The sequence below is a fragment of the Kribbella swartbergensis genome (assembly GCF_054784135.1).
This window is the reverse complement of the sequence record NZ_BAAGPM010000008.1, coordinates 1-20,507: the sequence shown is the minus strand read 5'-3', so window position 1 is coordinate 20,507 and position 20,507 is coordinate 1. Positions and strand designations below refer to the sequence as shown.

The following is a 20,507-nucleotide window of genomic DNA, read 5'->3' as shown; positions in this document are numbered from 1 at the left end:
GTTGGAAGAAGCATCTCCTCGCTTTGCTCGGTGGGAGGTTGGGGATCCTGCGGGCATGACGGAGTAGCTCCTCGAATGTAGTTTGGTGAGTGTTACCGGCGTGTGCGATAGTTGCAGACGCGGGCTATTGCATAAGCGTTATGATTGCGCATGCAATCGTAAAGTTCAAGTGGAGGCGTCATGGGACTGCCGGACGACGCTGCGGAGGCGCGCGCGCAAGGGTGGCGAACCCTGGCGGCCCTGCATGCCCGGATCGAGGACGAGCTGGAGCGCGCACTGCAGAAGCAGCACGGCCTGTCAGTGAGTGAGTACAGCGTGCTCGACGTACTCGCCCGGCAGGACGACTACCACCTGCGGATGAACCAGCTCTCGAACGCCGTCGTACTGAGTCAGTCCGCGACGACCCGGCTGGTGAACCGGCTGGAGGACCGCAAGCTGCTGGAGCGGTATCTGTGCCCGACGGACCGGCGCGGCATCTACACCGAGGTCACCAAGGCCGGCCGTGACCTGCTCGACCAGGCTCAGCCCACGCACGACGCAGTACTGACGGCCGCCCTGGAGAAGGCCGCCGAGCTGCCCGAGCTGGCTCCGCTGGTCGACGCCCTGGCGAAGCTGCCGCTGAAGGTTTGAGACGGCGCGGTCAGGACTGAAGGATCGCGATGAAAGCCGCAGCCAGCGGGTCCGGCTCGCCGCGGGTGTACGCCGTCAGCGTCCGGCAGACCGGTGGATCGAGACGCAGGACGTGACCATCGAAGCCCTTGGACAGGATGTTGTCGGGGACCATCGCCGGTCCTAGTCCTGCGGCGGCCAGGGCGGGTGCGGCGGCCGTCTGCTCGGTGCGTACGGCGACGCGAGGCTCGAAACCTGCTTGGGCACACGCGAGATCGAGTACGTCGGCCAGCCCGTGACCCGGCATGTAGTGCACCCAGGCCCGGTCAGCCAAGTCCTTCAAGGACACCGTGTCCGAGACGGCGGCCGGGTCATCGGCTGCGACCACCACGACGAGCTCTTCGGTCTGCACAGTGTGCGTGCTGCCAGGCCAATCGGCCGGTTCCGGGCCGATGGCCAGGTCCGCCTGGCCCGCGTTCATCGCCTCGATCAGTTCGTCGGTGTGGCGGTGCTCGAACAGCCGGATCCCCACCTCGGGATGGCTCTGCCGCCACCTGCGCAACGCCGCGGGCAGTACGCCGAGGGTGACCGAGTAGAGCGTCGCGATCTGCAACTCGCCGGCCTCGAGGCCCGCGGCCTGGCGAGCGGCGCAGCGGGCGCGTTCGGCGTCGGCGAGGGCGGCGCGGGCGTGCGGCATCATCGCGCGACCGGTCGGGGTCAGCCGGACGTTGCGCGGCAGCCGCTCCAGCAGTGGTCCGCCGGCGGACCGCTCCAGCGCCCGGATCTGATGGGACAACGCGGGCTGAGTGACATGCAGCACCTCGGCCGCCTTCGTGAACGAGCCCAGATCGACCACGGTCACCAGGTACTCGAGCTGCCGGAGCGTCGTCATGAGCTGAGTTTATGGCTTCGGTGAAAACTATGCCTTGGTCTTATCCGCGCAGCTCAGCAAGGATTGTCGGCATGGACAACGTGGCTTTGGTGGTCGGTGCGCGCGGAGTGATCGGGACGAACCTGGTCGAGCACCTGGCGTCGCTGGGTGATTGGCGAGTGGTCGGTCTGTCCCGCCGCGGCGGCGTGGACGGCCCTCGGGTCCGGCATGTCGCCGTCGATCTGCTGGATCCGGATGACACGCGGCAGAAACTGGCCGGCCTGAGCGAGGTGACCCACGTCTTCTACGTCGCGTATCAGGACCGCCCGACCTGGGCCGAGTTGGTGCCGCCGAATCTCGCGATGCTGGTCAACGTCGTCGAGGCGATCGAGCCGGTCGCCCGCGGGTTGCGGCATGTCAGCCTCATGCAGGGCTACAAGGTGTACGGCGCTCACCTCGGACCGTTCAAGACGCCGGCCCGCGAGGACGACCCGCCGCATCTCCCGCCGGAGTTCAACGTGGACCAGCAGCAGTTCCTCGAGCAGCGGCAGCAGGGGAAGTCGTGGACCTGGTCGGCGCTGCGCCCGTCCGTCGTCGGTGGCGCCGCCCTCGGCAACCCGATGAACCTGGCGGTGGCGATCGCCGTCTACGCGTCGATGTCGAAGGAACTCGGCGTACCACTGCGCTTTCCCGGCAAGCCCGGTGCGTACGACGCCCTGCTCGAGCTGACCGATGCGGGATTGTTGGCGAAGGCAACGGTGTGGGCGGCGACCGAGCCGGCCGCGGCGAATCAGGCGTTCAACATCACGAACGGCGACCTGTTCCGGTGGAACGAGCTGTGGCCGAAGCTGGCCGGCTGGTTCGGCCTCGAGGTGGCGCCGCCGCTCCGGATGTCCCTGCAGGACGTGATGTCCGACAAGGAACCGCTGTGGAAGGAGATGCAGGTGACCCACGGCCTGGCGGAGACGTCGTACGCGGAGGTGTCCTCCTGGCCGTTCGCCGACTTCGTGTTCGGCTGGGACTACGACTTCTTCGCCGACTCCTCGAAGTCCCGCCGGGCGGGGTTCCACGAGTACGTCGCCACCGACCAGATGTTCTTCACGATCTTCGCGGATCTACGGCGGCGCCGCGTCATCCCGTGAGCAGGCGATCCAGCCGTTCCGGAGCCGCGGCCATGAATATGGCATGCTCCGGGCTGTGGCGGCGATAGGTGCGGGTAGGTTGCTCGGAGCGAATCTGCGGGCGCGGCGGGACGAGCAGGGGATCTCGTTGTCCGAGCTCGCCCGGCGGTCCGGGATCGCGAAGGGGACGCTGTCGCAACTGGAGTCCGGGGCGGGCAACCCGACGATCGAGACGGTGTTCAGTCTGTCGAACGCCTTGGGGGTGCCGGTGTCGGCGCTGCTGAGCGAGGCGCCGAGCGCGGACCTGGTGCTGGTGCGATCCGCGGACATCGACGTCCTGCCCGGTGAGGCGATCGACCTGCGGATGCTGCGCAGGCTGGAACATCCCGGCGGGCTGTTCGAGATCTACAACCAGGAGGTCCGGCCCGGGGCGGTGCAGCACTCCGCCGGGCATCCCGGGACCGAGCACCACATCGTGCTGAGCGGGCGGTTGCGGGTGACTTCCCGGGGCCGGACCGAGGAACTGGGCGAGGGTGACTACCTCGCGTTCCGGGCCGGCGGGCCGCACGAGTACGAGGCGCTGGACGGCCCGGTGCGGTCGGTGCTGCTGCTCGAGTACCCGCCGGACGCCCACCCGGTCACCCCGGGCAGCCCCCATCTGCCGGGTTGACCGCGTTGACCTGACCGGGTTCGCGCCGTAGGCTCGATATCGTTCATTTTAGTGAACGGCGAGGAGACGGTGCGATGCCTGCAGCTGCGACCGCCGACGTGGTTGTCGTCGGCGCCGGCATCGTCGGCGCGGCTTGTGCGGAAGCGCTGACCGCGGCCGGGGTCAAGGTCGTCGTGGTCGATCGCGGGGTGGCGGCGTCCGGTACGACGGCATCCGGCGAAGGCAATGTGCTGGTCTCGGACAAGGAGCCCGGCCCCGAGCTCGAGCTGGCGATCGCGTCGCGCGCCGAGTGGAGCGCCGTACTGGCCCGGCTTCCTGAGCGGGTCGCGGACGTCGAGTGGGAGGACAAGGGTGGCGTCGTCGTGGCGACGACCGATCCCGGGCCGCTGAAGGCGTTCGCCGCCAAACAGCAGGCGGCCGGCGTCGACGCGCGGGTGATCACGCCCGCCGAGGTGTTCGAGCTCGAGCCGCTGCTCACCCGGAACGTCACCATAGGGGTCCACTATCCCGACGACGCGCAGCTGCAGCCGGTGCTGGCGGCGACTGCTTTACTCACCGCCGTGCGGGATCGTGGTGGTTCGGTGCGGTCCGGTGTGGACGCAGTGGCTGTGCGTACTGCGGCCGGTCGCGTCGTCGGCGTGGAGACGTCCGCCGGTGAGATCGCTTGTGGTGCGGTGCTGAACGCGTGCGGGCCGTGGGCCGGCGCTTTCGGTGCGGTCGCCGGCGCGCCGATCCAGGTGCTGCCGCGGCGCGGGATGATCCTCGTGACGGCGCCGCTGCCGGAGTGCGTACGGCACAAGGTGTACGACGCGGACTACGTCGGCGCGGTCGGAAGTGGGGACGCGGACCTGCAGACGTCGACGGTGGTCGAGTCGACGCGGGCCGGGACCGTGCTGATCGGGTCGAGTCGCGAGCGGATCGGGTTCGACGACTCTGTCCGGGTGAAGGTGCTGCAGGAGCTGGCGCGGAAGGCGGTCGGGTTGTTCCCGTTCCTGGCCGACGTCTCGGTGATGCGCACGTACGGCGGTTTCCGGCCGTACGCTCCTGATCACCTGCCGGTGATCGGCCCGGACCCGCGCGTCGGCGGACTCTGGCACGCAACCGGTCACGAAGGCGCCGGCATCGGCCTGGCCGCCTCCACCGGCCGCCTCGTCACCGAACTCTTCCTGGGTCTCGAGCCGCACGTGTCTCCTGACCCGTTCCGTGTCGACCGTCCGGCGGTGCTCGCGTCATGAAGGTCACGGTGAACGGCGAGCCGGTCGACGCGGCGCCCGGGCAGACTGTCGCAGCTGTGATGCTGACGAACGGCCGGTCCTCCTGGCGCACCACCCGAGGCGCCGGTCGTCCTCGCGGAGTGTTCTGCGGAATCGGCGCCTGCTACGACTGCCTCGTGGTGGTCAACGGCATTCCCGACATCAGAGCCTGCCAACGCACCATCCGCGAAGGCGACGTCATCACGACCCAGCAGGGCGCCGTGCTGCCCGATCCGGACGAGGTGCAGGAGACGCCGGGGTCTCGGCCAAGGACGGCTGATGTTGTCGTAGTGGGGGCAGGGCCGGCCGGCATCGCGGCGGCGCTGGCGGCGGGAGATGGTGGGGCGGAGGTCCTGCTGATCGACAGTGCGCGGGCCGTGGGCGGGCAGTTCAATCGGCAACCGCCGGAAGAGTTCCAGGTACGCCGGCCCGAACAGCTGCAGCACGAGTGGAAGGCGTTCGTCGCGCAACGGGATCGGCTGGCCGCGCATCCCGGGATCACCCACCTGGCCGAGACTTCGGTGTGGGCGTTCGAGCAGGGCCATCGGTTGTGGGTGCAGCGGGGACCGGCCGACGGAGCAGGACGTGAGGTGTTCGCGATCGACGCGAAGGCGGTCGTGCTCGCGACCGGGGCCTACGATCGCGTGCTTCCCTTCCCTGGTTGGGATCTGCCGGGCGTCTACACGGCGGGCGCCGCGCAGGCGCTGGCCAAGGGGCAGCGGATCCCGGTCGGGAAGCGGGTGCTCGTCGCAGGCACCGGACCGTTCCTGCTTCCCGTGGCGGAGTCGCTGGTCGGCGTCGGAGCACAGGTCGTCGCGTTGCTCGAGGCCAACAGCCTGACGACCGTCCGCAGAGGCTGGGCAACCGACCCGTTCGTTGCCACAGGCAAGATCCGCGAGGCGCTCGGGTACGGCGTGCTGCTTGCCCGGCACCGGATTCCACTGAAGCACGGGTGGACGGTGACCGCGGCCCACGGTGACGAGCAGGTCGAAGCCGTCACCGTCGCACGGCTCGACCACGACTGGCGCCCGATCAAGGGATCCGAACGTCGCATCGAGGTGGACGCGGTCTGCCTGGGGTTTGGGTTCACGGCTCAGTTGGAGCTGGCGGTGTCGGCGCGCTGCCAGCTGACCACCGGTCCGGACGGCGGGCCGGCTGTCGTCGTCGACGCGAACCAGCAGACCAGCACACCTGGTGTGTTCGCAGCCGGTGAGCTCACCGGGATCGGCGGCGCCGATCTGGCTGCGGCAGAAGGGCGCGTGGCCGGTGCCGCGGCCGCCGGGCGCATCCCGGCAAGCCAAGACCGAGCGACGGTGAGCAAACGCCGGCGGTTCGCGGCTGCTCTGGCGAAGGCCTACCCGGTCCGCGAGGGGTGGCGCGGTTGGAGCCGGCCGGAGACTGTGGTGTGCAGGTGTGAAGAAGTCACGCGGGGCGACATCGAAGGGGCTGTCGTCGAGCGGGGTGTGGACGACGGGCGGGCGCTGAGACTCACCAGCCGCGCCGGTCTCGGTCTGTGTCAGGGACGCGTGTGCTCCCGGACCGTGTCCGGGTTGGTCACCGAACAGAACGACGTACCCGAATCATCCATGAAACGAGCGATCGCCGTGCCGGTCAGGCTGCGCGATCTGGCCGGGGCTGAGGCCGGAATCAAGGAGGAGCTGTGAGCGAGAAGCTGGACGGCGTCATCGTCGCCACCGCATTGCCGTACGCCGAGGACGCGAACGCGCCGGCCGGGTTGCGGCCCGACCTGGACAAGTTCGCCGAGCACTGCCGGTGGCTGGTCGAGAACGGCTGCCGCGGTGTCGGACCGAACGGCTCGCTGGGGGAGTACTCGTCGCTGACCGACGACGAGCGGCGGGCCGTCGCGAAGACAGCGATCGAGGCGGTCGGCGACGACGGTGTGGTGGTCGTCGGGGTGCACGGCGCCGGGGCGCACCAGGCGCGGGCGTGGGCGGAGAAGGCGGCCGAGGACGGCGCCGACGGGGTGCTCTGCCTGCCGCCCACCATGTACCGGGCGAACCGCGGCGAGGTGATCCACCACTTCAGCGAGGTCGCCAAGGCCGGGCTGCCGGTGATGGTCTACAACAACCCGATCGACACCAAGGTCGACCTGACCCCGGACCTGCTCGCCGAGATCGCGCAGATCGAGAACGTCGTCGCGGTCAAGGAGTTCTCCGGTGACGTCCGCCGGATCCTGGAGATCCGCGAGCTGGCCCCGGACCTGGCCGTCGTCGCCGGTGCCGACGACCTCACCCTGGAGGCGTTGCTGATGGGCGCGACCGGCTGGTTCGCCGGGTTCCCGAACGTGTTCCCGAAGGAGTCGGTGCGTTTGTACGACCTCGCCGTACAAGGCAAGCTGGAGGAGGCGCGGGCGCTCTACGAGCCGCTCGTCGCCGCGTTCCGGTGGGACTCGCGGACCGAGTTCGTCCAGGCGATCAAGTACGGCATGGACTACGTCGGCCGGTACGGCGGCCCGTGCCGCCCGCCGCGTGGACCGCTGGTGCCGGAGCACCTCGCCCAACTGGAGCAGGACATGAAGAAGGCCGTGGAGAGCTTGCGATGAGGTCGGTCCGGACGATCACCGCGATCGACTCGCACACCGAGGGGATGCCGACCCGCGTCGTCACCGGCGGTGTCGGTGTGATCCCGGGGACGACGATGGCCGAGCGGCGCGAGTACTTCGTCAAGCACCTGGACGACCTGCGGTTGTTCCTGATGAACGAGCCGCGCGGCCACTCCGCGATGAGTGGCGCGATCCTGCAGCCGCCGACCCGGTCCGACGCCGACTGGGGAGTGCTGTACGTCGAGGTGTCCGGCTGCCTGCCGATGTGCGGTCACGGCACCATCGGCGTCGCCACCGTGCTGGTCGAGTCGGGCATGGTCGAGGTGACCGAGCCGCACACGTCGGTCCGGCTGGACACCCCGGCCGGACTGGTCGTGGTGGACGTTGCCGTGAACAACGGCCGGGCCGAACACGTGACGCTGCAGAACGTCCCGGCGTACTGTCACGCCCTCGACGCGACCGTCGACGTGCCGGGCCTCGGCACGGTCACCTACGACCTGGCGTACGGCGGCAACTTCTACGCGATCCTGCCGCTCGAGCAACTCGGGATCCCGTTCGACCGGGCCGAGAAGGACCGGATCCTGACGGCCGGGCTGGACATCATGGCGGCCATCAACGCCACCGACCGGCCGGTGCATCCGCTGGACCCGGGGATCCATAGCTGCAAGCACGTCCAGTTCACCGCACCCGGCCAGAACGGCAGCCACTCGCGCAACGCGATGGCGATCCACCCCGGCTGGTTCGACCGGTCCCCGTGCGGCACCGGGACCTGTGCGCGGATGGCCCAGTTGCATGCCCGGGGCGAGCTCGCGCTGAACACCGACTTCGTGAACGAGTCGTTCATCGGTACGACGTTCACCGGCCGGCTGCTCGAGGAGACCACGGTCGGTGACCGGCCGGGCGTCGTACCGACGGTTCGCGGCCGGGCCTGGATCACCGGGATGGGGCAGTACCTGCTCGACCCGGACGATCCGTTCCCGGCCGGTTTCGTGCTCTGATCAGCGGTTGAGCTTCGACTTCCAGTCGGCGGGGACGTTCCCGCCGGGGACCGGCTGGTCCTCGGGCCGCGAGTCCGGCGGGGCGAGGGCGGGGCCGTCGTAGTACTGGTTCTCGCCGTAGTGCCAGAACCAGTCCTCGCCCGGCTCGAAGCTGCGCACGATCGGGTGACCGCTCTCCCGCGCGTGCACCGACGCGTGCTGCGCCGGGGACGAGTCGCAGCACCCGATGTGCCCGCACTGCGCGCACCGGCGGAGGTGGAACCACCACCCGCCGATCTCCAGACACTCCACACATCCGGTCCCGCTGGGCGGCACCGCGCTGTCGATCCCCGGAATCTCCGTCATGCCCGCCATCCTCGCCCGCCCGGTGGCGCCGGGACAAGCGGCCCGGGTTCGCTGCGCCGGCCGCTGCTACGTCGCGTCCCCGTGTCGTCTGCTCACCGGTCGTGCCGACGCGAGGATCTACTCGGGCCAGTCGGAGTTCTTGATCACCTCGACGAAGTCGCCGCGCCGGAAGCCGGGGACGAAGTGCTCGAGGACGTCGGCCTTGACGTTTCCGAACGTCGTCTCCGGGCGGTCCTTGATGCCGTCGGTGAAGGCGGCGAGGATCCGGTTCTTGAAGTCGGGGCGGGGATGCGCCGCGACCACCGCCGCGCGCTCCTCGTCGCTGATCGTGTCGTAGCCGATGCCGAGCACGTCGAGTTCGACCCCGCGGGTGACCAGCGCGACCTCGGGTGCCAGGTGCAGCGGGATCTCCGGTGTGGTGTGCAAGGCGATCGCGGTCCAGACCCGGTCGGCGAGCATCCCGGTGACGCCGTGCGCGTGCAGGAAGCGGCGGGCCTCGTCGGCTCCGTCGATCTCGAACCGCTGATCGGTACGGCGGAACCGCTCGGTCAACCCGAGGTCGTGGAACATCGCGCCGACGTACAGCAACTCGGGGTCGAACGCGAGGCCCTGCTGCCGGCCGCGCAACGACCCGAACAGGAAGACGCGGCGGGAATGGTCGAACAGCAGTGGCGAGGCGGCCTCGCGAACCAACTCGGTGGCCTCCTTGGCCAGAACACTGTCCGGGACCTTGACCCCGGCGATCTCCTCGGTCATGGGTGCTGCCTTTCCGTTCGTCGTTGCGCTCCAGCCTCGCGGGTGCGGGTACGCTGGGGCCATGTCCTTTGGGCCACATGAACCACAGATCCGGACACAGCGGATCGCGCTCGTGGTGTTCGACGACGTGACGCTGCTCGACGTCAGCGGTCCGCTCGAGGTCCTGCACCAGGCGAACCGGGACAGCCGGCGCTACGAGCCGGTGCTCGTGTCTCCTCGCGGTGGCACCGTGACGACGTCCTCCGGTCCGACTCTGGCCGGCACGATCGCTGCGCTCGATGCCGGTGCGTTCGACACCGTGCTGATCGCCGGGGCCGACCACCTGGTCGAACGAGTCCCGGACGACGTCCTGACCGCCGTCGCCGCTCTCGCGGACCGGGCCGGTCGGGTTGCCTCCGTGTGCACGGGCGCGTTCGCGCTCGCGGCTCTCGGTGTGCTCGACGGGCGTCGGGTGACCACGCACTGGAGGCACGCGCAGACGCTCGCACTGCGGTACCCGGCGGTGCAGGTAGAGCCCGACGCGTTGCACATTCGCGACGGCAAGTACGTCACCTCGGCCGGGATCAGTGCGGGGATCGACCTGACGCTCGCGCTGGTCGAGTCCGACCACGGGGCCGACCTGGCGCGCGGGATCGCCCAGGAGTTGGTGGTCTTCCTGCAACGGCCGGGTGGTCAGTCGCAGTTCTCGACGGCGATGGCGACGCCGCCGGCCCGCAGCGATCCACTCCGCGCGGTGACCGCTCACGTGGTCGCCGATCCGGCCGCCGACCACAGTCTGCCAGCGATGGCGGCGTACGCGTCCGTCAGTTCACGGCACCTGACCCGGCTGTTCCAGAACGAGTTCCACACCACCCCGGGACGCTGGGTCGAACGCGTCCGGCTCGATCGTGCTCAGCAACTTCTCCTCGACGGTCACAGCATCACGTCGGCCGCCCGGCTCAGCGGCCTGGGCAGTGACGAAACCCTCCGCCGGGCCTTCGCCCGCCACCTCAATACGACCCCAACCCACTACCTCCGCCGCTTCCGAGCCACCGGGTAGTTCCCAGGCGTGCTCGATCGTCGGCAGGGCGACTCGTCACGACGGCGAGGACGCCAGCCACGCCAGCAGGCGGCCCTGCGACCAACAGCGGCCGACCGCCTCGGCGTGCACAGCCGACTGCTCGAACACCGCCAGGCCGAGGATGCTGTGACCGGAGGCGCGGCGATCGCCGAGTGTCGGTATGGCCGGCGCGACTCCGACCCCCTCCGCTGACACCCACGCCACCGTCCGGTGGGCTGCGGCTTCGTCGAGGCGGTGCAGGAAGCGCAGACGGTTCTCGAGCGAGAACTGCGCCAGCGCCCACGTCGTGGTGACGACAGGCAGGGCGTCCGCGGGGATCTGGGCGAATGCGTCGGGCAGCACCTCGACGGCGTCACCTTGCAGGAGCTGCGGAGGGGCCGCCGCCGCCAACGCGAGCTCCGCTTCGAGTCTCGCGGCCCGCTCCGGCTGGTCCGGCCACACGCAGGCGCGCAACCATCGCGCCTCGTCCGCGCCGGTCACGTCGACCGGATCGGTGTCGACACCGACCCGGGCGACGACCTCGGGCATCGGCTGCGTCGGGACGGGCCGGTCTCCCACGATCGAAGCCGACAGCTGCACCGGAGATGACGGGTCGCCCAGCGACTGTTCGTTGCTGTACGTAATGCCAACGCGGTCGACGGTGAGATTGAACCCGGCCGAACAGCCCACGTCGATGAGCCCAACCGCGTTCGCGCCGACCCGGCGCGCCGCTTCGGCGATGGCCGGATACAGCACGGCACCGCGTCCGGTTTCGTTGGGCCGCGTCCGACGGCGTACGGCGATGGCCACGACGGAGTCGGTCAGGTGCAGCAGCGTGTCGATCGCCGCGGCCGCTGCAGCGTCGGCGTCCGCAGCGGCATAGGCCGCAGCAAGCTCCGGGGCGCGTCCGGCAAGGGCAAGGTCGTGCAGCGCGGCGAGGATCACCGTGGGATGCCGCTTGCGTGCCGGGGCCGTCTCGATGGCGCGCAGTGCCTCGGCGGACTCGCTCAGGGCGACGGCGACGCGCTCGTACAGCGGCGAGGTTCCGGCGGCGTCGACCTCAGCGAAGCGCCGGTACACCTGAGCGAGTGTGCGGGCCCTGCCGGCATTCCTGGCGCTTGCTGCGGTCGACCTCGGCATTCCGGCGATTCTAGCCACAGGAACGACAAACCCTTCAGTTGTTGGTGAAGCGAAGGGGTTGGCCGGGCCGGAGTTGGGCGCACATCGGGAGGTCGGTGCTGGTGACGTAGGCGATGACCGGGTAGCCGCCGGTGACGGGGTGGTCGGCGAGGAAGACGACCGGGAGGCCCGACGGCGGGATCTGGATGGCGCCGAGCTCCATGCCTTCACTGGCCAGTTCGCCTTCGCGGGCGCGGTCGAGGGGTTCGCCTTCGAGGCGTACGCCGACCCGGTTGCTGTTGCTGCTGACGACATACGACTGGGAAAGGAACGACATCCATCCGGCGTCCGTGAACCAATCCCGGCGCGGTCCGGGAGTCACGCGTACGACGACCTCGCCGCCAGGCGGATCGGCGACCGGAGCAAGGTCGACGCCGGGCATCGGGCCGCACTCACAGCCGACCGGCAACGTCTGCCCGGAGGTCAGCGGCGCAGGCCCGAGCCCGGACAGCAGATCGGTGGAACGCGAACCGAGGACCGGCGGAACGGCCACACCACCACGAACGGCGACGTACGTCCGCAGACCGGTCCGGGGAGGGCCGAAGCGAAGCACCTGACCGGCCTTGACGATCGTCGGCGCGTTGAGCGGGACGCCGGAGCAGGGGGCGCCGGTGACGGCGACGACCAGATCGGTGTCCGCGTGCAGGACGAGGCCGCCGAAGGTGACCTCGATCGCGGCCGTGCCCGGGGTGTTGCCGACCAGGCGGTTGGCCAACGCGTACGACGGACGGTCGCAGGCGCCGGACGCCGGGATGCCGAGGGACGCCTGGCCGATCCTGCCGCCGTCCTGGATTGTTGCCAACGGCCCCGGTTCGAGGATGGTGAGGCTGCTCATCCACGACCCGCGTCGACGAACCGCACCGGGCGTCCCGGGTGGAACAGGGCGGCCGGTTCCCGCTCCTGATCGAAGATCTTCACGTCGGTGCGGCCGATCAACTGCCAGCCGCCCGGCGACTCGCGCGGATAGACCCCGCTGAACTCACCGGCCAGCGCCACCGCCCCGGCGGGCACCTTCGTCCTGGGTGATCTCCGCCGGGGTATGTCCCAGTCACCGCCACTGGTGAGGTAGCCGAATCCTGGCGCGAAGCCGCAGAACGCCACCGTCCATTCGTCGCGCGTGTGGCGCTCGATCACGTCGGCGACACCGCAGCCGAGCAGGCCGGCGACGTCCTGGAGATCCTCGCCGTCGTAGACCACCGGGATCTCCAGCAGGTCACCGGTTGCACGGCTGCCGACCTGAGGCTCCACCGCCTGCAGGGCCCTGGACAGAGCGCCGAGATCACCCGCGGTGGACACCATGACCGTGCGTGCGGCAGGGACGATGTCCACCGCGTCCGCGGGTGGATCGGCGCTGAGCGCGGCGTAGTAGCCGAGGACCTGGTCGAGGTCGTCGAGTTCGACCAGGAGCGCGTGGTCGCCGGAGGGCAGGATCCGCATCACCGGCTGAACGGGCTCAACGTCACACCCGCCCCCTCCAGCGCGGACCGGACCCGCCGCGCGATCTCGACCGCGCCCGGCGTATCGCCATGCACGCAGATCGACGCCGGCTCCACTTTCAGTTCGCCACCCGCACTGTCCCGGATCGGCTGACCGGTCGCCATCGCCGTACAACGGGCAGCGATCTCATCGGCGTTGTGCAGCACGGACCCGGGCTCTCGCCGCGACACCAAGGTCCCCGACGGTGTGTACGCACGGTCCGCGAAGGCTTCGTGAACGACGGTCAGACCGGCGTCGGCGGCGAGTCGCAGCCAGGCCGATCCGGGAAGACCGAGCACCGGGAGCGAACGGTCGTAGTCCACGACCGCGCCGACGACGGCCGCGGCCTGCTCCTCGTGATGCCCGATCGTGTTGTACAGCGCGCCGTGCGGTTTCACGTACCGGACCTTGTCTCCCGCGACCCGGGCGAACGCGTCCAGTGCGCCGATCTGGTAGACGACCTCGTCGCGGAGGGCAGCCGGCTCGATGTCGACGAACCGGCGGCCGAAGCCTGCCTTGTCGGCGTACCCGACGTGCGCGCCGATCGCCACCCCGCGCTCGACCGCCTGCCCGGTCACCCGGCGCATGATCGACGGGTCGCCGGCGTGGAAACCGCAGGCCACGTTGGCGCTGGTGACGACGTCCAGCAGGGCGCTGTCGTCACCCATCGGCCAGGATCCGAAACCCTCGCCCAGATCCGCGTTGAGGTCCATGAACACTCCTACAACCTAGAACAATTCGACCATGGGCTTGATCGAGCGAACAGCCAGGTAGGCCGTGAGGCCTGCTGGAAGCGTTCCGCGCGCTGATTCCCGAGTTTCGATAAGGGCTTGCGTCACCCCGCTCTCTCCTGAGTTGATGGCTGTGACCGTCAGCTGCAAAGGGGAGCACAGCACATGACCGACGACGACCGGACCGACGAGACACCGAAGTCCTACCGCCCGATCGACGCCAAGGGGTTCCGGGAGTTCATCTCGCGCGGCTGGGGGCCGGTGGACCGCTCGGTGACGCTGCCCGAGGGGTTGGCGGAGGCGGCGGCCGAGCACCGGCGGAAGCTGGCGGCGGCGCTGCCCGGACGGCGGATCGCGGTCGCGGCCGGGCGGGCGCCGGTCCGCTCGAACGACACCGACTACCTGTTCCGCGCCGACAGCGACTTCGTCTGGCTGACCGGGTGCCAGGCCGAGGGCGCCGTCCTGGTGATGTCGGCCGACGGCGACGCGACCCTGTACCTGCGCGAGACGGCCGGCCCGGACGAGCCCGACTTCTTCGCCAACGCGCGGGACGGCGAGCTGTGGATCGGTCCCGTGCCGGGTCTGAAGGACTGGTCGGACGCGTTGCAGATCGCCTGCCGTCCGATCGAGGAACTGCCGGCCGCGGTGCGCGGCGCCGTACCGTTCATGCTCTCCACCCCAGGCGTCGAGCCGATGCTGGACGCGCTGGTCCGCACGTCCCCGACGGACGGGAACTCGCTGCGGCAGACGCTCGCCGAGCTGCGCCGGATCAAGGACGACTGGGAGCTGGACCAGTTGCGCGAGGCGGTCGCGGCCAGCGTGCTCGCGTTCGGCGACGTCGCCCGGGAGCTGCCGGAGGCCATTCGCGGCGGCGGCGAGCGGTGGCTGCAGGGCACGTTCGACCGGCGGGCGCGGACCGCCGGCAACGGCGTCGGCTACGCGTCCATCGTTGCCGCTGGCAAGCATGCGCCGGTGCTGCACTGGGTCCGCAACGACGGGCCGGTGAACGAGGGTGACGTCATCCTGCTCGACGCCGGCGTGGAGACGCGCACGCTCTACACCGCCGACGTGACCCGGACCTTCCCGGCCACCGGCGAGTACACCGACGGCCAGCGGCAGGTGTACGACCTGGTGCACAAGGCACAGTTGGCATCACTCGATGCGATCAAGGTCGGCGCGCCGTACCGGGCCTTCCAGTACGCCGCTCTGCGCGTGCTGGCCGAAGGGCTGCGGGACTGGGGTCTGCTCGACGTGTCGCTCGACGAGTTGCTCGGTCCGGACGGGCAGCAGCACCGCCGGTACATCGTCTGCGGCACCGGGCACTACATCGGTCTCGACGTCCACGACTGTGACGCTTCCCGCCCGGAGGCCTACTTCGCCGGCGACATCGAGGCGGGGATGGCGCTGGCGGTCGAGCCGGGGCTGTACTTCCACCCGAACGACAAGACCGTCCCGCCGGAGTTGCGCGGGATCGGTATCCGGATCGAGGACAACGTCGTGGTGCACTCCGACCGGCTGGAGATCCTCACCGAGGACCTGCCGATCACGGCGTCCGGCCTCGAGCAGTGGACCCAGTCGCACATCAACAGTCGGTAGTCATCGGGTCACGCAAAATTACTGGTCACGACCAGTAACACCGACGCCGTCGGCAACGATGTAGCGAGCGGGGGAGGGTCGAACTCGGCCCGGCGCGTGGGTAGTGGGGGGCCGCGACCACGCGCCCGGCCGAGGCCCGACTGGGGCCCGGGGGGACTCCAGGATCCCTGGAGACACGGGGGTAATGAGCATGAACCTGCGAGTGCGAGTGATGCACTGCGGCCGGCACTGGTACGCCGACATCGACGACGCCGACGATCCGCAGCCCGACGATCCGTTCTGGTACGTCGACAACTGCCGATCCCAGACGCAGGCACTCGAGACCGCCTGCGCCGAACTTCGCCTGCTGTCACGCCGCGCGATCCGCGGCGACCAGCTCAACCGCGTACTCGAGGTCACCGGCGTACCGGTCTGAGCCCGCAGACACCCAGGCAGGCGTCTGGTTGGGAGACGCCTGCCTGGGTGCAGTTCTCAGGTGACCGGCGGTACGGCGGGACAACTGGTGCCGCGCCTGGGAACGTCGAGCGAGACCAGATAGGCGTCGATGGTGTTCTCCATGCACGGTCCGCCGTCGTAGCTGCCGTGTCCCCAGCCCTCGTAGGTCAGCAGCACGCCTTCCCTGCCGAGCTGGCGCGCCACACTCTGGGCCCAGTTGTAGCCCGTCGCCGGGTCGTGGACCGCGTTCGCCAGCAGGATCGGCTCGTCCAGGTCACGGACCTTCAGCCGGTGCTGCGGGTTGTCCGCCGGCGGCATGCCGAGGCACATCGAGACGGCGATCAGCTGGCCGGGGTAGCGCATGTCCGGGTTGTTGCGGGCGAGTCGCGCGAGCAGACCGGCGTACTCCTGGTAGTTCCGCACCGGAAGGTTCCAGTCCTGGCAGAACACCGAGAGCGTGTTCGACGCCAGTCCGGTCGGCACCGGCGGCTGCCCGGTCGGCGGTGAGCTGGTGTCGAGGTTTTTCAACATGTCCGCCAACGCCGGCCACTGCGGTCCGTAGAGCGCCCGGAACACGGTGAAGCTCAACCAGTACGGCGTGATCGACAGGCCCGGTTTCTGCGGATCGGGCACCTCACCGCGATCCGCCCGGGCGAGCAGGTCCGCCCACAGCGCACGGATGTCGCGACCGTGCAGTGAGCAGTTCGGCGCCGCATCGCACCAGGTCACGAACTCGTCGAACGAGTCCTGCGCCGCGGCTGCCTGGGCGTCGAGGAACGACCGCGCTGACGGGGCACTGTGGTCGACCATGCTCTCCAGCACCATCGCGCGGACCCGGCTCGGATAGGTCTCGGCGTACTGCGCTCCGAGCAGCGTCCCGTACGAGCTGCCGTGGAACGAGATCGTCGACTCCCCGAGTGCGGCTCGGATCGCGTCCACGTCTCGCACGGTCTGCCAGGTGTCGAGGTGGTCGTAGACCGGGCCGGTGTTCTTCCGGCAGTCCTCGGCCAGCTCGCGGTTGTAGCGGACCGTGGCGTCGAAGCCGGCCTGGCTCTTCAGGATCGGTGACGGCTGCCTGGCCAGCAGTGCGGCCGAGCACTTCACCGGGTTGCTGCGGGCGATCCCGCGCGGGTCGAAGCTGACGACGTCGAACCGGTCCTTCAAGTTGTCACTGAACCGGCCCATCCCGGTCTTCACCCGGTCGACGCCGGAGTCACCCGGACCACCCGGACCCCACACCAGTACGCCGACGCGGTCGCCCGACTGCTTCGCCGTACGACGCGCGATGGCGAGACCGAAGGTGGGGCCGTCAGGGTTGCGCCAGTCGACCGGGACCTGCAGCGTCGCGCACTGCGAACCCTTGACCACCTCGGGCTTGTCCTTGCCCTCCGGCTTGCACTCGGACCACTCCCCCTGTCCTTTGGTTTCGGCCGCTGCTACCGGGAGCGTGGTGAGTCCGGCGGCCGCGACGCCCAGCGCCACACCGCCGGCGATGACGCGATGTCTGAACCTCATACGGAAGATCTCCTGTCTGGAAGCTTCCTCGATCCTCGGCAACCGCTTGCTCCACCACATCGGGGACGAGCCCCGGCCCGACCCCTGCCGGGCCTTGGGGGGCTTGTTAGGGTCGGTCGCTGATGACTGAGACGAGTGGCGGGAAGCACGCGGCGTGGTTCCGGTGGGTGGCGATCGCGGAAGCGGTGTCCTGGACCGGGTTGCTGATCGGCATGCTGTTCAAGTACGTGCTGTCCGACAACGAGATCGGGGTGAAGATCTTCGGCCCGATCCACGGCGGCATCTTCATCGTCTACGTGCTGACGGTGCTGGTCGTGCGCGGTCCGCTGCGCTGGTCCTGGCCGGTCACACTGGCCGCCCTCGCGGCGAGCATTCCGCCCCTGTTCACCTGGTTCTTCGAGATCTGGGCGACGCGGACCGGCCGGATTGACGACGGCCGGGCGACCGCCGTACCGTCACCGACGACAGCTAACTCAACAGCCGCATGAACCCGTGCGGGAGAGTCCCGGGCACGACCCGGGCGCCGTAGGAGCAACTCTCCCCAAGAATCTCTCAGGCACCTTCACCGTACGGGCGAGGCACCTCTGGAAGACCTCCGTCTGACAGAGCGGGGAGGACACCAAACGGTCAACGACGACCGGAAGGAACCTCCACACGATGGCGATCAGCGTCTTCGACCTGTTCAGTATCGGGATCGGCCCGTCGAGCTCCCACACGGTGGGACCGATGCGCGCCGCCCGCACCTTCGCACTCGGCCTCGCCGCCGACGGCCTGCTCGGGCGTACGGCGACCGTCCAGGCCCAGCTCTTCGGCTCCCTCGGCGCGACCGGGCACGGGCACGGCAGCAACAAGGCCGTTCTGCTCGGTCTCGAGGGCGAGGACCCCGAGACCGTCCTGACGCAGTCCGTCGACGCGCGGGTCGAGACGATCCGGGACCGCGGCCGGCTGTTGCTCGCCGGCACGCACGAGATCCGCTTCGACGAGAATACCGACCTGGTGATGCACCGGCGCAAGACGTTGCCATACCACCCCAACGGCATGACCTTCGCGGCCCGTGCGCCGGACGGCGACGTACTGCGGGAACGAACCTACTACTCGGTCGGCGGCGGCTTCGTGGTCAACGAGCAGGCGGCGGCCGGCGACCGGATCGTGCCGGACACGACCCCGCTGAAGTACCCGTTCACGACCGGCGCCGAACTGCTCGACCGGTGCCGCGAGTCACAGTTGTCGATCAGCGAGGTGATGCTCGCGAACGAACTGGCCTGGCGGACCGAGGACGAGATCCACGCCGGACTGCTGCGGATCTGGCAGGTCATGCAGGACTGTGTCCGCGAAGGCTGTGAGACCGAGGGGATCCTGCCCGGCGGTCTGAAGGTCCCGCGACGGGCGCACGCGCTGTACAAGAAGCTCTCGCAGGACCCGTGGTCGGTGGATCCGCTCAAGGTGATGGACTGGGTCAACCTGTTCGCGCTCGCGGTCAACGAGCAGAACGCGTCCGGCGGCCGGATCGTCACCGCGCCGACGAACGGTGCCGCCGGCATCGTTCCCGCCGTACTGCACTACTACCGGCGATTCGTGCCGGGGGCGACCGACGGGGGAGCGGTCCGGTTCCTGCTGACCGCCGGCGCGATCGGCGTGCTGTACAAGGAGAACGCGTCGATCTCCGGTGCCGAGGTCGGCTGTCAGGGCGAGGTCGGGTCGGCCTGCTCGATGGCTGCGGCCGGTCTGTGCGAGGTCCTCGGCGGTACGCCGGAACAGGTCGAGAACGCCGCCGAGATCGCGATGGAGCACAACCTCGGCCTGACCTGCGACCCGGTCGGCGGGCTGGTGCAGATCCCGTGTATCGAACGGAACGCGATGGCCTCGGTGAAGGCGATCAACGCGGCCCGGATGGCGATGCACGGCGACGGCGTGCACGTGGTCACCCTGGACAAGGTGATCAAGACGATGCGCGAGACCGGCGCGGACATGAAGATCAAGTACAAGGAGACGTCGCGCGGCGGCCTCGCCGTCAACGTCATCGAGTGCTGAACAGGCCCGGATCCTCGACGTGGGCGTTGTGTCCGAGTCCGGGGAGCACGACGACGTGATCGTGCAGGGCGCGTAGTTCCTCGTCGGTGTTCATCGCGTCCCGTTCGCCGCGGGCGAGGACGACCTCGGCCTTGCTCTCCGCGATGAGCCGTGGCATGTCGGGTACTCCGACGCCGAAGGTGCCCGGGTCCATGGCCAGTCGCCAGCGGCCGTCGGCCTGGGTGAGCCCGTGTTCGACGACCGGAGCGCTCGGGTCGACGAGTCCCTGCAGACCGGAGACCTTGAGGAACCGGGCGGCCGCGTCCTCGCGGTTGTCGAACCACGCGACCGGCTTCTGCGCCAGCGCACCGGCCCGGCCCAGGTCGTCCGCGGACCAGGTGACCTTCACGCCGAGGGCGATCACCCGGTCCACTGCGATGCCGTAGCGGCCGCTTGCCAGTTCGAGTGCGATCACGCCGCCGAGTGAATGGCCGACGATCTCGACGTCACGTCGTACCCGAAGCGTCTCGGCGACGGCCGCGGCCATCGAGGCGAAGGTGTACGACGGCAGGGCGGCGGCCGAGCCGTGTCCGGGCAGATCGGGGGCGAACCGCGGTTGCGGCCAGGCGTCCCACACCCGGCCGTTCGCGCCCAGGCCGTGCAGCAGCACCAGAGAAGACATGAGAGCAGGCTGGCACAGGAACTGCCGCGCCGCCCGGGCGATAGGCGCGCCTTCAGTTAACTCCTTGCGATTCTACGAATGCGTACTGGAACGAAAGTGCCCGTCCATTGCGATCTAGCGTGGAATTTCTTCCAAGGGCTGTTTGAAACGCTGGTGTTGCCGATAACCTGCGGGACTTGTGAAGCCGAACTCTGCCGCGGCAGACCGCCGCCCGCCCTGGCAGAACCGTCCGCGGCTGCTCCAGGCTGTCGTCGCGGCCGGGGCCCTGCTCCTCCTGTACGCCGTCCTCGTCGTCATCGCCCTGCTCGGCGGTCCCCGGATCGGCGCCTCCTTCCTGCCGCTCCCCGGCGGCGGCCCGGACCCGGCCAGCCCGGTCGCCGGCCTCAACCCCGGCCCCCTCCCCACCGGCGGCCCGACCCTCCCCCGCGGCCCCGAAACCCAGGCGCCAACCACTGCGCCGACGACCGTCCCGGCCACCGCGCCCCTGATCCCGGGCGCCACCTCACCGTTGCCCTTAGCAACAACCGCGACCGGTCAGCTCACCCAGGGCACCCCGAACACCCCCTGCCCCACACCGAACCCGACCCCGCAACTGGTCGACCACAAAGACCCCACCCTCCCCCCACCCACCAAGCTCCCCCCGAAGCCCACCACCACG

21 protein-coding genes, 1 pseudogene and 1 riboswitch are annotated in these 20,507 nt (G+C 69.7%); of the genes and pseudogenes, 13 read left to right on the top strand and 9 right to left on the bottom strand.

The window, feature by feature from the left end:
• Window positions 1-180 precede the first annotated feature (180 nt).
• Window positions 181-630: a MarR family winged helix-turn-helix transcriptional regulator gene (locus ACYVOK_RS03715; protein ID WP_460660800.1), complete on the top strand. Its 450-nt coding sequence runs from the start codon at window positions 181-183 to the stop codon at window positions 628-630.
• A gap of 10 nt (window positions 631-640) precedes the next feature.
• On the opposite strand, the gene ACYVOK_RS03710 is transcribed toward ACYVOK_RS03715, so the two are convergent.
• Entirely contained in the window at window positions 641-1,501 is an 861-nt protein-coding gene (locus ACYVOK_RS03710; RefSeq protein ID WP_460660799.1) for a LysR family transcriptional regulator, read from the bottom strand.
• Between the two features lie 71 nt (window positions 1,502-1,572).
• On the opposite strand from ACYVOK_RS03710, the gene ACYVOK_RS03705 reads away from it, so the two are divergent.
• The 6 genes from ACYVOK_RS03705 (at window position 1,573) to ACYVOK_RS03680 (ending at window position 8,085) form a co-directional block, all read left to right on the top strand.
• The gene (locus tag ACYVOK_RS03705; RefSeq protein ID WP_460660798.1) at window positions 1,573-2,622 is read left to right on the top strand and encodes an SDR family oxidoreductase; all 1,050 of its coding nucleotides are present in this window, start codon (window positions 1,573-1,575) and stop codon (window positions 2,620-2,622) included.
• A 79-nt stretch (window positions 2,623-2,701) separates the two neighbouring features.
• On the top strand, window positions 2,702-3,271 hold the full coding sequence (locus ACYVOK_RS03700; RefSeq protein ID WP_460660797.1) for a helix-turn-helix domain-containing protein: 570 nt from the start codon (window positions 2,702-2,704) through the stop codon (window positions 3,269-3,271).
• A gap of 74 nt (window positions 3,272-3,345) precedes the next feature.
• On the top strand, window positions 3,346-4,506 hold the full coding sequence (locus ACYVOK_RS03695; protein WP_460660796.1) for an NAD(P)/FAD-dependent oxidoreductase: 1,161 nt from the start codon (window positions 3,346-3,348) through the stop codon (window positions 4,504-4,506).
• Window positions 4,503-6,188: an FAD-dependent oxidoreductase gene (locus ACYVOK_RS03690; protein WP_460660795.1), complete on the top strand. Its 1,686-nt coding sequence runs from the start codon at window positions 4,503-4,505 to the stop codon at window positions 6,186-6,188. The genes ACYVOK_RS03695 and ACYVOK_RS03690 overlap by 4 nt, the downstream gene beginning before the upstream one ends.
• Window positions 6,185-7,087, top strand: a complete 903-nt coding sequence (locus tag ACYVOK_RS03685; protein WP_460660794.1) for a dihydrodipicolinate synthase family protein — start codon at window positions 6,185-6,187, stop codon at window positions 7,085-7,087. Before ACYVOK_RS03690 ends, ACYVOK_RS03685 begins: the two co-directional genes overlap by 4 nt.
• The gene (locus ACYVOK_RS03680; RefSeq protein ID WP_460660793.1) at window positions 7,084-8,085 is read left to right on the top strand and encodes a proline racemase family protein; all 1,002 of its coding nucleotides are present in this window, start codon (window positions 7,084-7,086) and stop codon (window positions 8,083-8,085) included. Before ACYVOK_RS03685 ends, ACYVOK_RS03680 begins: the two co-directional genes overlap by 4 nt.
• Here ACYVOK_RS03680 and ACYVOK_RS03675 read toward each other — a convergent pair whose 3' ends face one another.
• Window positions 8,086-8,430, bottom strand: coding sequence for a UBP-type zinc finger domain-containing protein (locus ACYVOK_RS03675; protein ID WP_460660792.1), 345 nt, complete (start codon window positions 8,428-8,430; stop codon window positions 8,086-8,088).
• 117 nt (window positions 8,431-8,547) lie between these two features.
• On the bottom strand, window positions 8,548-9,186 hold the full coding sequence (locus ACYVOK_RS03670) for an HD domain-containing protein (RefSeq protein WP_460660791.1): 639 nt from the start codon (window positions 9,184-9,186) through the stop codon (window positions 8,548-8,550).
• Window positions 9,187-9,247: 61 nt separating this feature from the next.
• Here ACYVOK_RS03670 and ACYVOK_RS03665 point away from each other — a divergent pair, with 61 nt between their 5' ends.
• Window positions 9,248-10,225, top strand: coding sequence for a GlxA family transcriptional regulator (locus ACYVOK_RS03665; RefSeq protein WP_460660790.1), 978 nt, complete (start codon window positions 9,248-9,250; stop codon window positions 10,223-10,225).
• Between the two features lie 36 nt (window positions 10,226-10,261).
• Here the strand turns inward: ACYVOK_RS03665 and ACYVOK_RS03660 are convergent, their stop codons facing one another.
• The 4 genes from ACYVOK_RS03660 to ACYVOK_RS03645 form a co-directional block, all read right to left on the bottom strand.
• Complete coding sequence (locus tag ACYVOK_RS03660; RefSeq protein WP_460660789.1) at window positions 10,262-11,305, bottom strand: DUF2332 domain-containing protein; 1,044 nt, start codon at window positions 11,303-11,305, stop codon at window positions 10,262-10,264.
• Window positions 11,306-11,399: 94 nt separating this feature from the next.
• On the bottom strand, window positions 11,400-12,239 hold the full coding sequence (locus ACYVOK_RS03655; protein ID WP_460660788.1) for a 5-oxoprolinase subunit C family protein: 840 nt from the start codon (window positions 12,237-12,239) through the stop codon (window positions 11,400-11,402).
• Window positions 12,236-12,841: a 5-oxoprolinase subunit B family protein gene (locus ACYVOK_RS03650; protein ID WP_460660787.1), complete on the bottom strand. Its 606-nt coding sequence runs from the start codon at window positions 12,839-12,841 to the stop codon at window positions 12,236-12,238. The genes ACYVOK_RS03655 and ACYVOK_RS03650 overlap by 4 nt, the downstream gene beginning before the upstream one ends.
• Window positions 12,841-13,593, bottom strand: coding sequence for a LamB/YcsF family protein (locus tag ACYVOK_RS03645; RefSeq protein WP_460660786.1), 753 nt, complete (start codon window positions 13,591-13,593; stop codon window positions 12,841-12,843). The genes ACYVOK_RS03650 and ACYVOK_RS03645 overlap by 1 nt, the downstream gene beginning before the upstream one ends.
• Before the next feature lie 183 nt (window positions 13,594-13,776).
• Between ACYVOK_RS03645 and ACYVOK_RS03640 the strand changes: the two genes are divergently transcribed.
• Complete coding sequence (locus ACYVOK_RS03640; RefSeq protein ID WP_460660785.1) at window positions 13,777-15,207, top strand: aminopeptidase P family protein; 1,431 nt, start codon at window positions 13,777-13,779, stop codon at window positions 15,205-15,207.
• A gap of 190 nt (window positions 15,208-15,397) precedes the next feature.
• Entirely contained in the window at window positions 15,398-15,622 is a 225-nt protein-coding gene (locus tag ACYVOK_RS03635) for a hypothetical protein (RefSeq protein ID WP_460660784.1), read from the top strand.
• A gap of 56 nt (window positions 15,623-15,678) precedes the next feature.
• On the opposite strand, the gene ACYVOK_RS03630 is transcribed toward ACYVOK_RS03635, so the two are convergent.
• Window positions 15,679-17,157 carry an alpha/beta hydrolase gene (locus ACYVOK_RS03630; RefSeq protein ID WP_460660783.1) on the bottom strand — a complete coding sequence of 493 codons (1,479 nt, stop codon included), beginning with the start codon at window positions 17,155-17,157 and terminating at the stop codon, window positions 15,679-15,681.
• Between the two features lie 122 nt (window positions 17,158-17,279).
• Here ACYVOK_RS03630 and ACYVOK_RS03625 point away from each other — a divergent pair, with 122 nt between their 5' ends.
• Entirely contained in the window at window positions 17,280-17,645 is a 366-nt protein-coding gene (locus tag ACYVOK_RS03625; RefSeq protein WP_460660782.1) for a DUF3817 domain-containing protein, read from the top strand.
• A riboswitch (glycine riboswitch) is annotated at window positions 17,643-17,735 on the top strand. It overlaps the preceding gene by 3 nt.
• 79 nt (window positions 17,736-17,814) lie before the next feature.
• A complete protein-coding gene (locus ACYVOK_RS03620) occupies window positions 17,815-19,188 on the top strand; it encodes an L-serine ammonia-lyase (RefSeq protein ID WP_460660781.1) in 1,374 nt (457 codons plus the stop codon).
• Here ACYVOK_RS03620 and ACYVOK_RS03615 read toward each other — a convergent pair.
• Window positions 19,175-19,849: an alpha/beta fold hydrolase gene (locus ACYVOK_RS03615; RefSeq protein WP_460660780.1), complete on the bottom strand. Its 675-nt coding sequence runs from the start codon at window positions 19,847-19,849 to the stop codon at window positions 19,175-19,177. The two genes, ACYVOK_RS03620 and ACYVOK_RS03615, sit on opposite strands and share 14 nt — an antisense overlap.
• 178 nt (window positions 19,850-20,027) lie before the next feature.
• Here ACYVOK_RS03615 and ACYVOK_RS03610 point away from each other — a divergent pair.
• Window positions 20,028-20,507 (top strand): annotated as a pseudogene (locus ACYVOK_RS03610) (hypothetical protein); the annotation flags it as partial.

What these genes read in the sequence shown, in the direction of transcription:
- ACYVOK_RS03715 (WP_460660800.1), top strand. Translation starts at nt 181, where the DNA reads ATGGGACTGCCGGACGACGCTGCGGAGGCGCGCGCGCAAGGGTGGCGA.
- ACYVOK_RS03710 (WP_460660799.1), bottom strand. Translation starts at nt 1,501, where the DNA reads ATGACGACGCTCCGGCAGCTCGAGTACCTGGTGACCGTGGTCGATCTG.
- ACYVOK_RS03705 (WP_460660798.1), top strand. Translation starts at nt 1,573, where the DNA reads ATGGACAACGTGGCTTTGGTGGTCGGTGCGCGCGGAGTGATCGGGACG.
- ACYVOK_RS03695 (WP_460660796.1), top strand. Translation starts at nt 3,346, where the DNA reads ATGCCTGCAGCTGCGACCGCCGACGTGGTTGTCGTCGGCGCCGGCATC.
- ACYVOK_RS03690 (WP_460660795.1), top strand. Translation starts at nt 4,503, where the DNA reads ATGAAGGTCACGGTGAACGGCGAGCCGGTCGACGCGGCGCCCGGGCAG.
- ACYVOK_RS03680 (WP_460660793.1), top strand. Translation starts at nt 7,084, where the DNA reads ATGAGGTCGGTCCGGACGATCACCGCGATCGACTCGCACACCGAGGGG.
- ACYVOK_RS03675 (WP_460660792.1), bottom strand. Translation starts at nt 8,430, where the DNA reads ATGACGGAGATTCCGGGGATCGACAGCGCGGTGCCGCCCAGCGGGACC.
- ACYVOK_RS03670 (WP_460660791.1), bottom strand. Translation starts at nt 9,186, where the DNA reads ATGACCGAGGAGATCGCCGGGGTCAAGGTCCCGGACAGTGTTCTGGCC.
- ACYVOK_RS03665 (WP_460660790.1), top strand. Translation starts at nt 9,248, where the DNA reads ATGTCCTTTGGGCCACATGAACCACAGATCCGGACACAGCGGATCGCG.
- ACYVOK_RS03655 (WP_460660788.1), bottom strand. Translation starts at nt 12,239, where the DNA reads ATGAGCAGCCTCACCATCCTCGAACCGGGGCCGTTGGCAACAATCCAG.
- ACYVOK_RS03650 (WP_460660787.1), bottom strand. Translation starts at nt 12,841, where the DNA reads ATGCGGATCCTGCCCTCCGGCGACCACGCGCTCCTGGTCGAACTCGAC.
- ACYVOK_RS03645 (WP_460660786.1), bottom strand. Translation starts at nt 13,593, where the DNA reads ATGGACCTCAACGCGGATCTGGGCGAGGGTTTCGGATCCTGGCCGATG.
- ACYVOK_RS03640 (WP_460660785.1), top strand. Translation starts at nt 13,777, where the DNA reads ATGACCGACGACGACCGGACCGACGAGACACCGAAGTCCTACCGCCCG.
- ACYVOK_RS03635 (WP_460660784.1), top strand. Translation starts at nt 15,398, where the DNA reads ATGAACCTGCGAGTGCGAGTGATGCACTGCGGCCGGCACTGGTACGCC.
- ACYVOK_RS03630 (WP_460660783.1), bottom strand. Translation starts at nt 17,157, where the DNA reads ATGAGGTTCAGACATCGCGTCATCGCCGGCGGTGTGGCGCTGGGCGTC.
- ACYVOK_RS03625 (WP_460660782.1), top strand. Translation starts at nt 17,280, where the DNA reads ATGACTGAGACGAGTGGCGGGAAGCACGCGGCGTGGTTCCGGTGGGTG.
- ACYVOK_RS03620 (WP_460660781.1), top strand. Translation starts at nt 17,815, where the DNA reads ATGGCGATCAGCGTCTTCGACCTGTTCAGTATCGGGATCGGCCCGTCG.
- ACYVOK_RS03615 (WP_460660780.1), bottom strand. Translation starts at nt 19,849, where the DNA reads ATGTCTTCTCTGGTGCTGCTGCACGGCCTGGGCGCGAACGGCCGGGTG.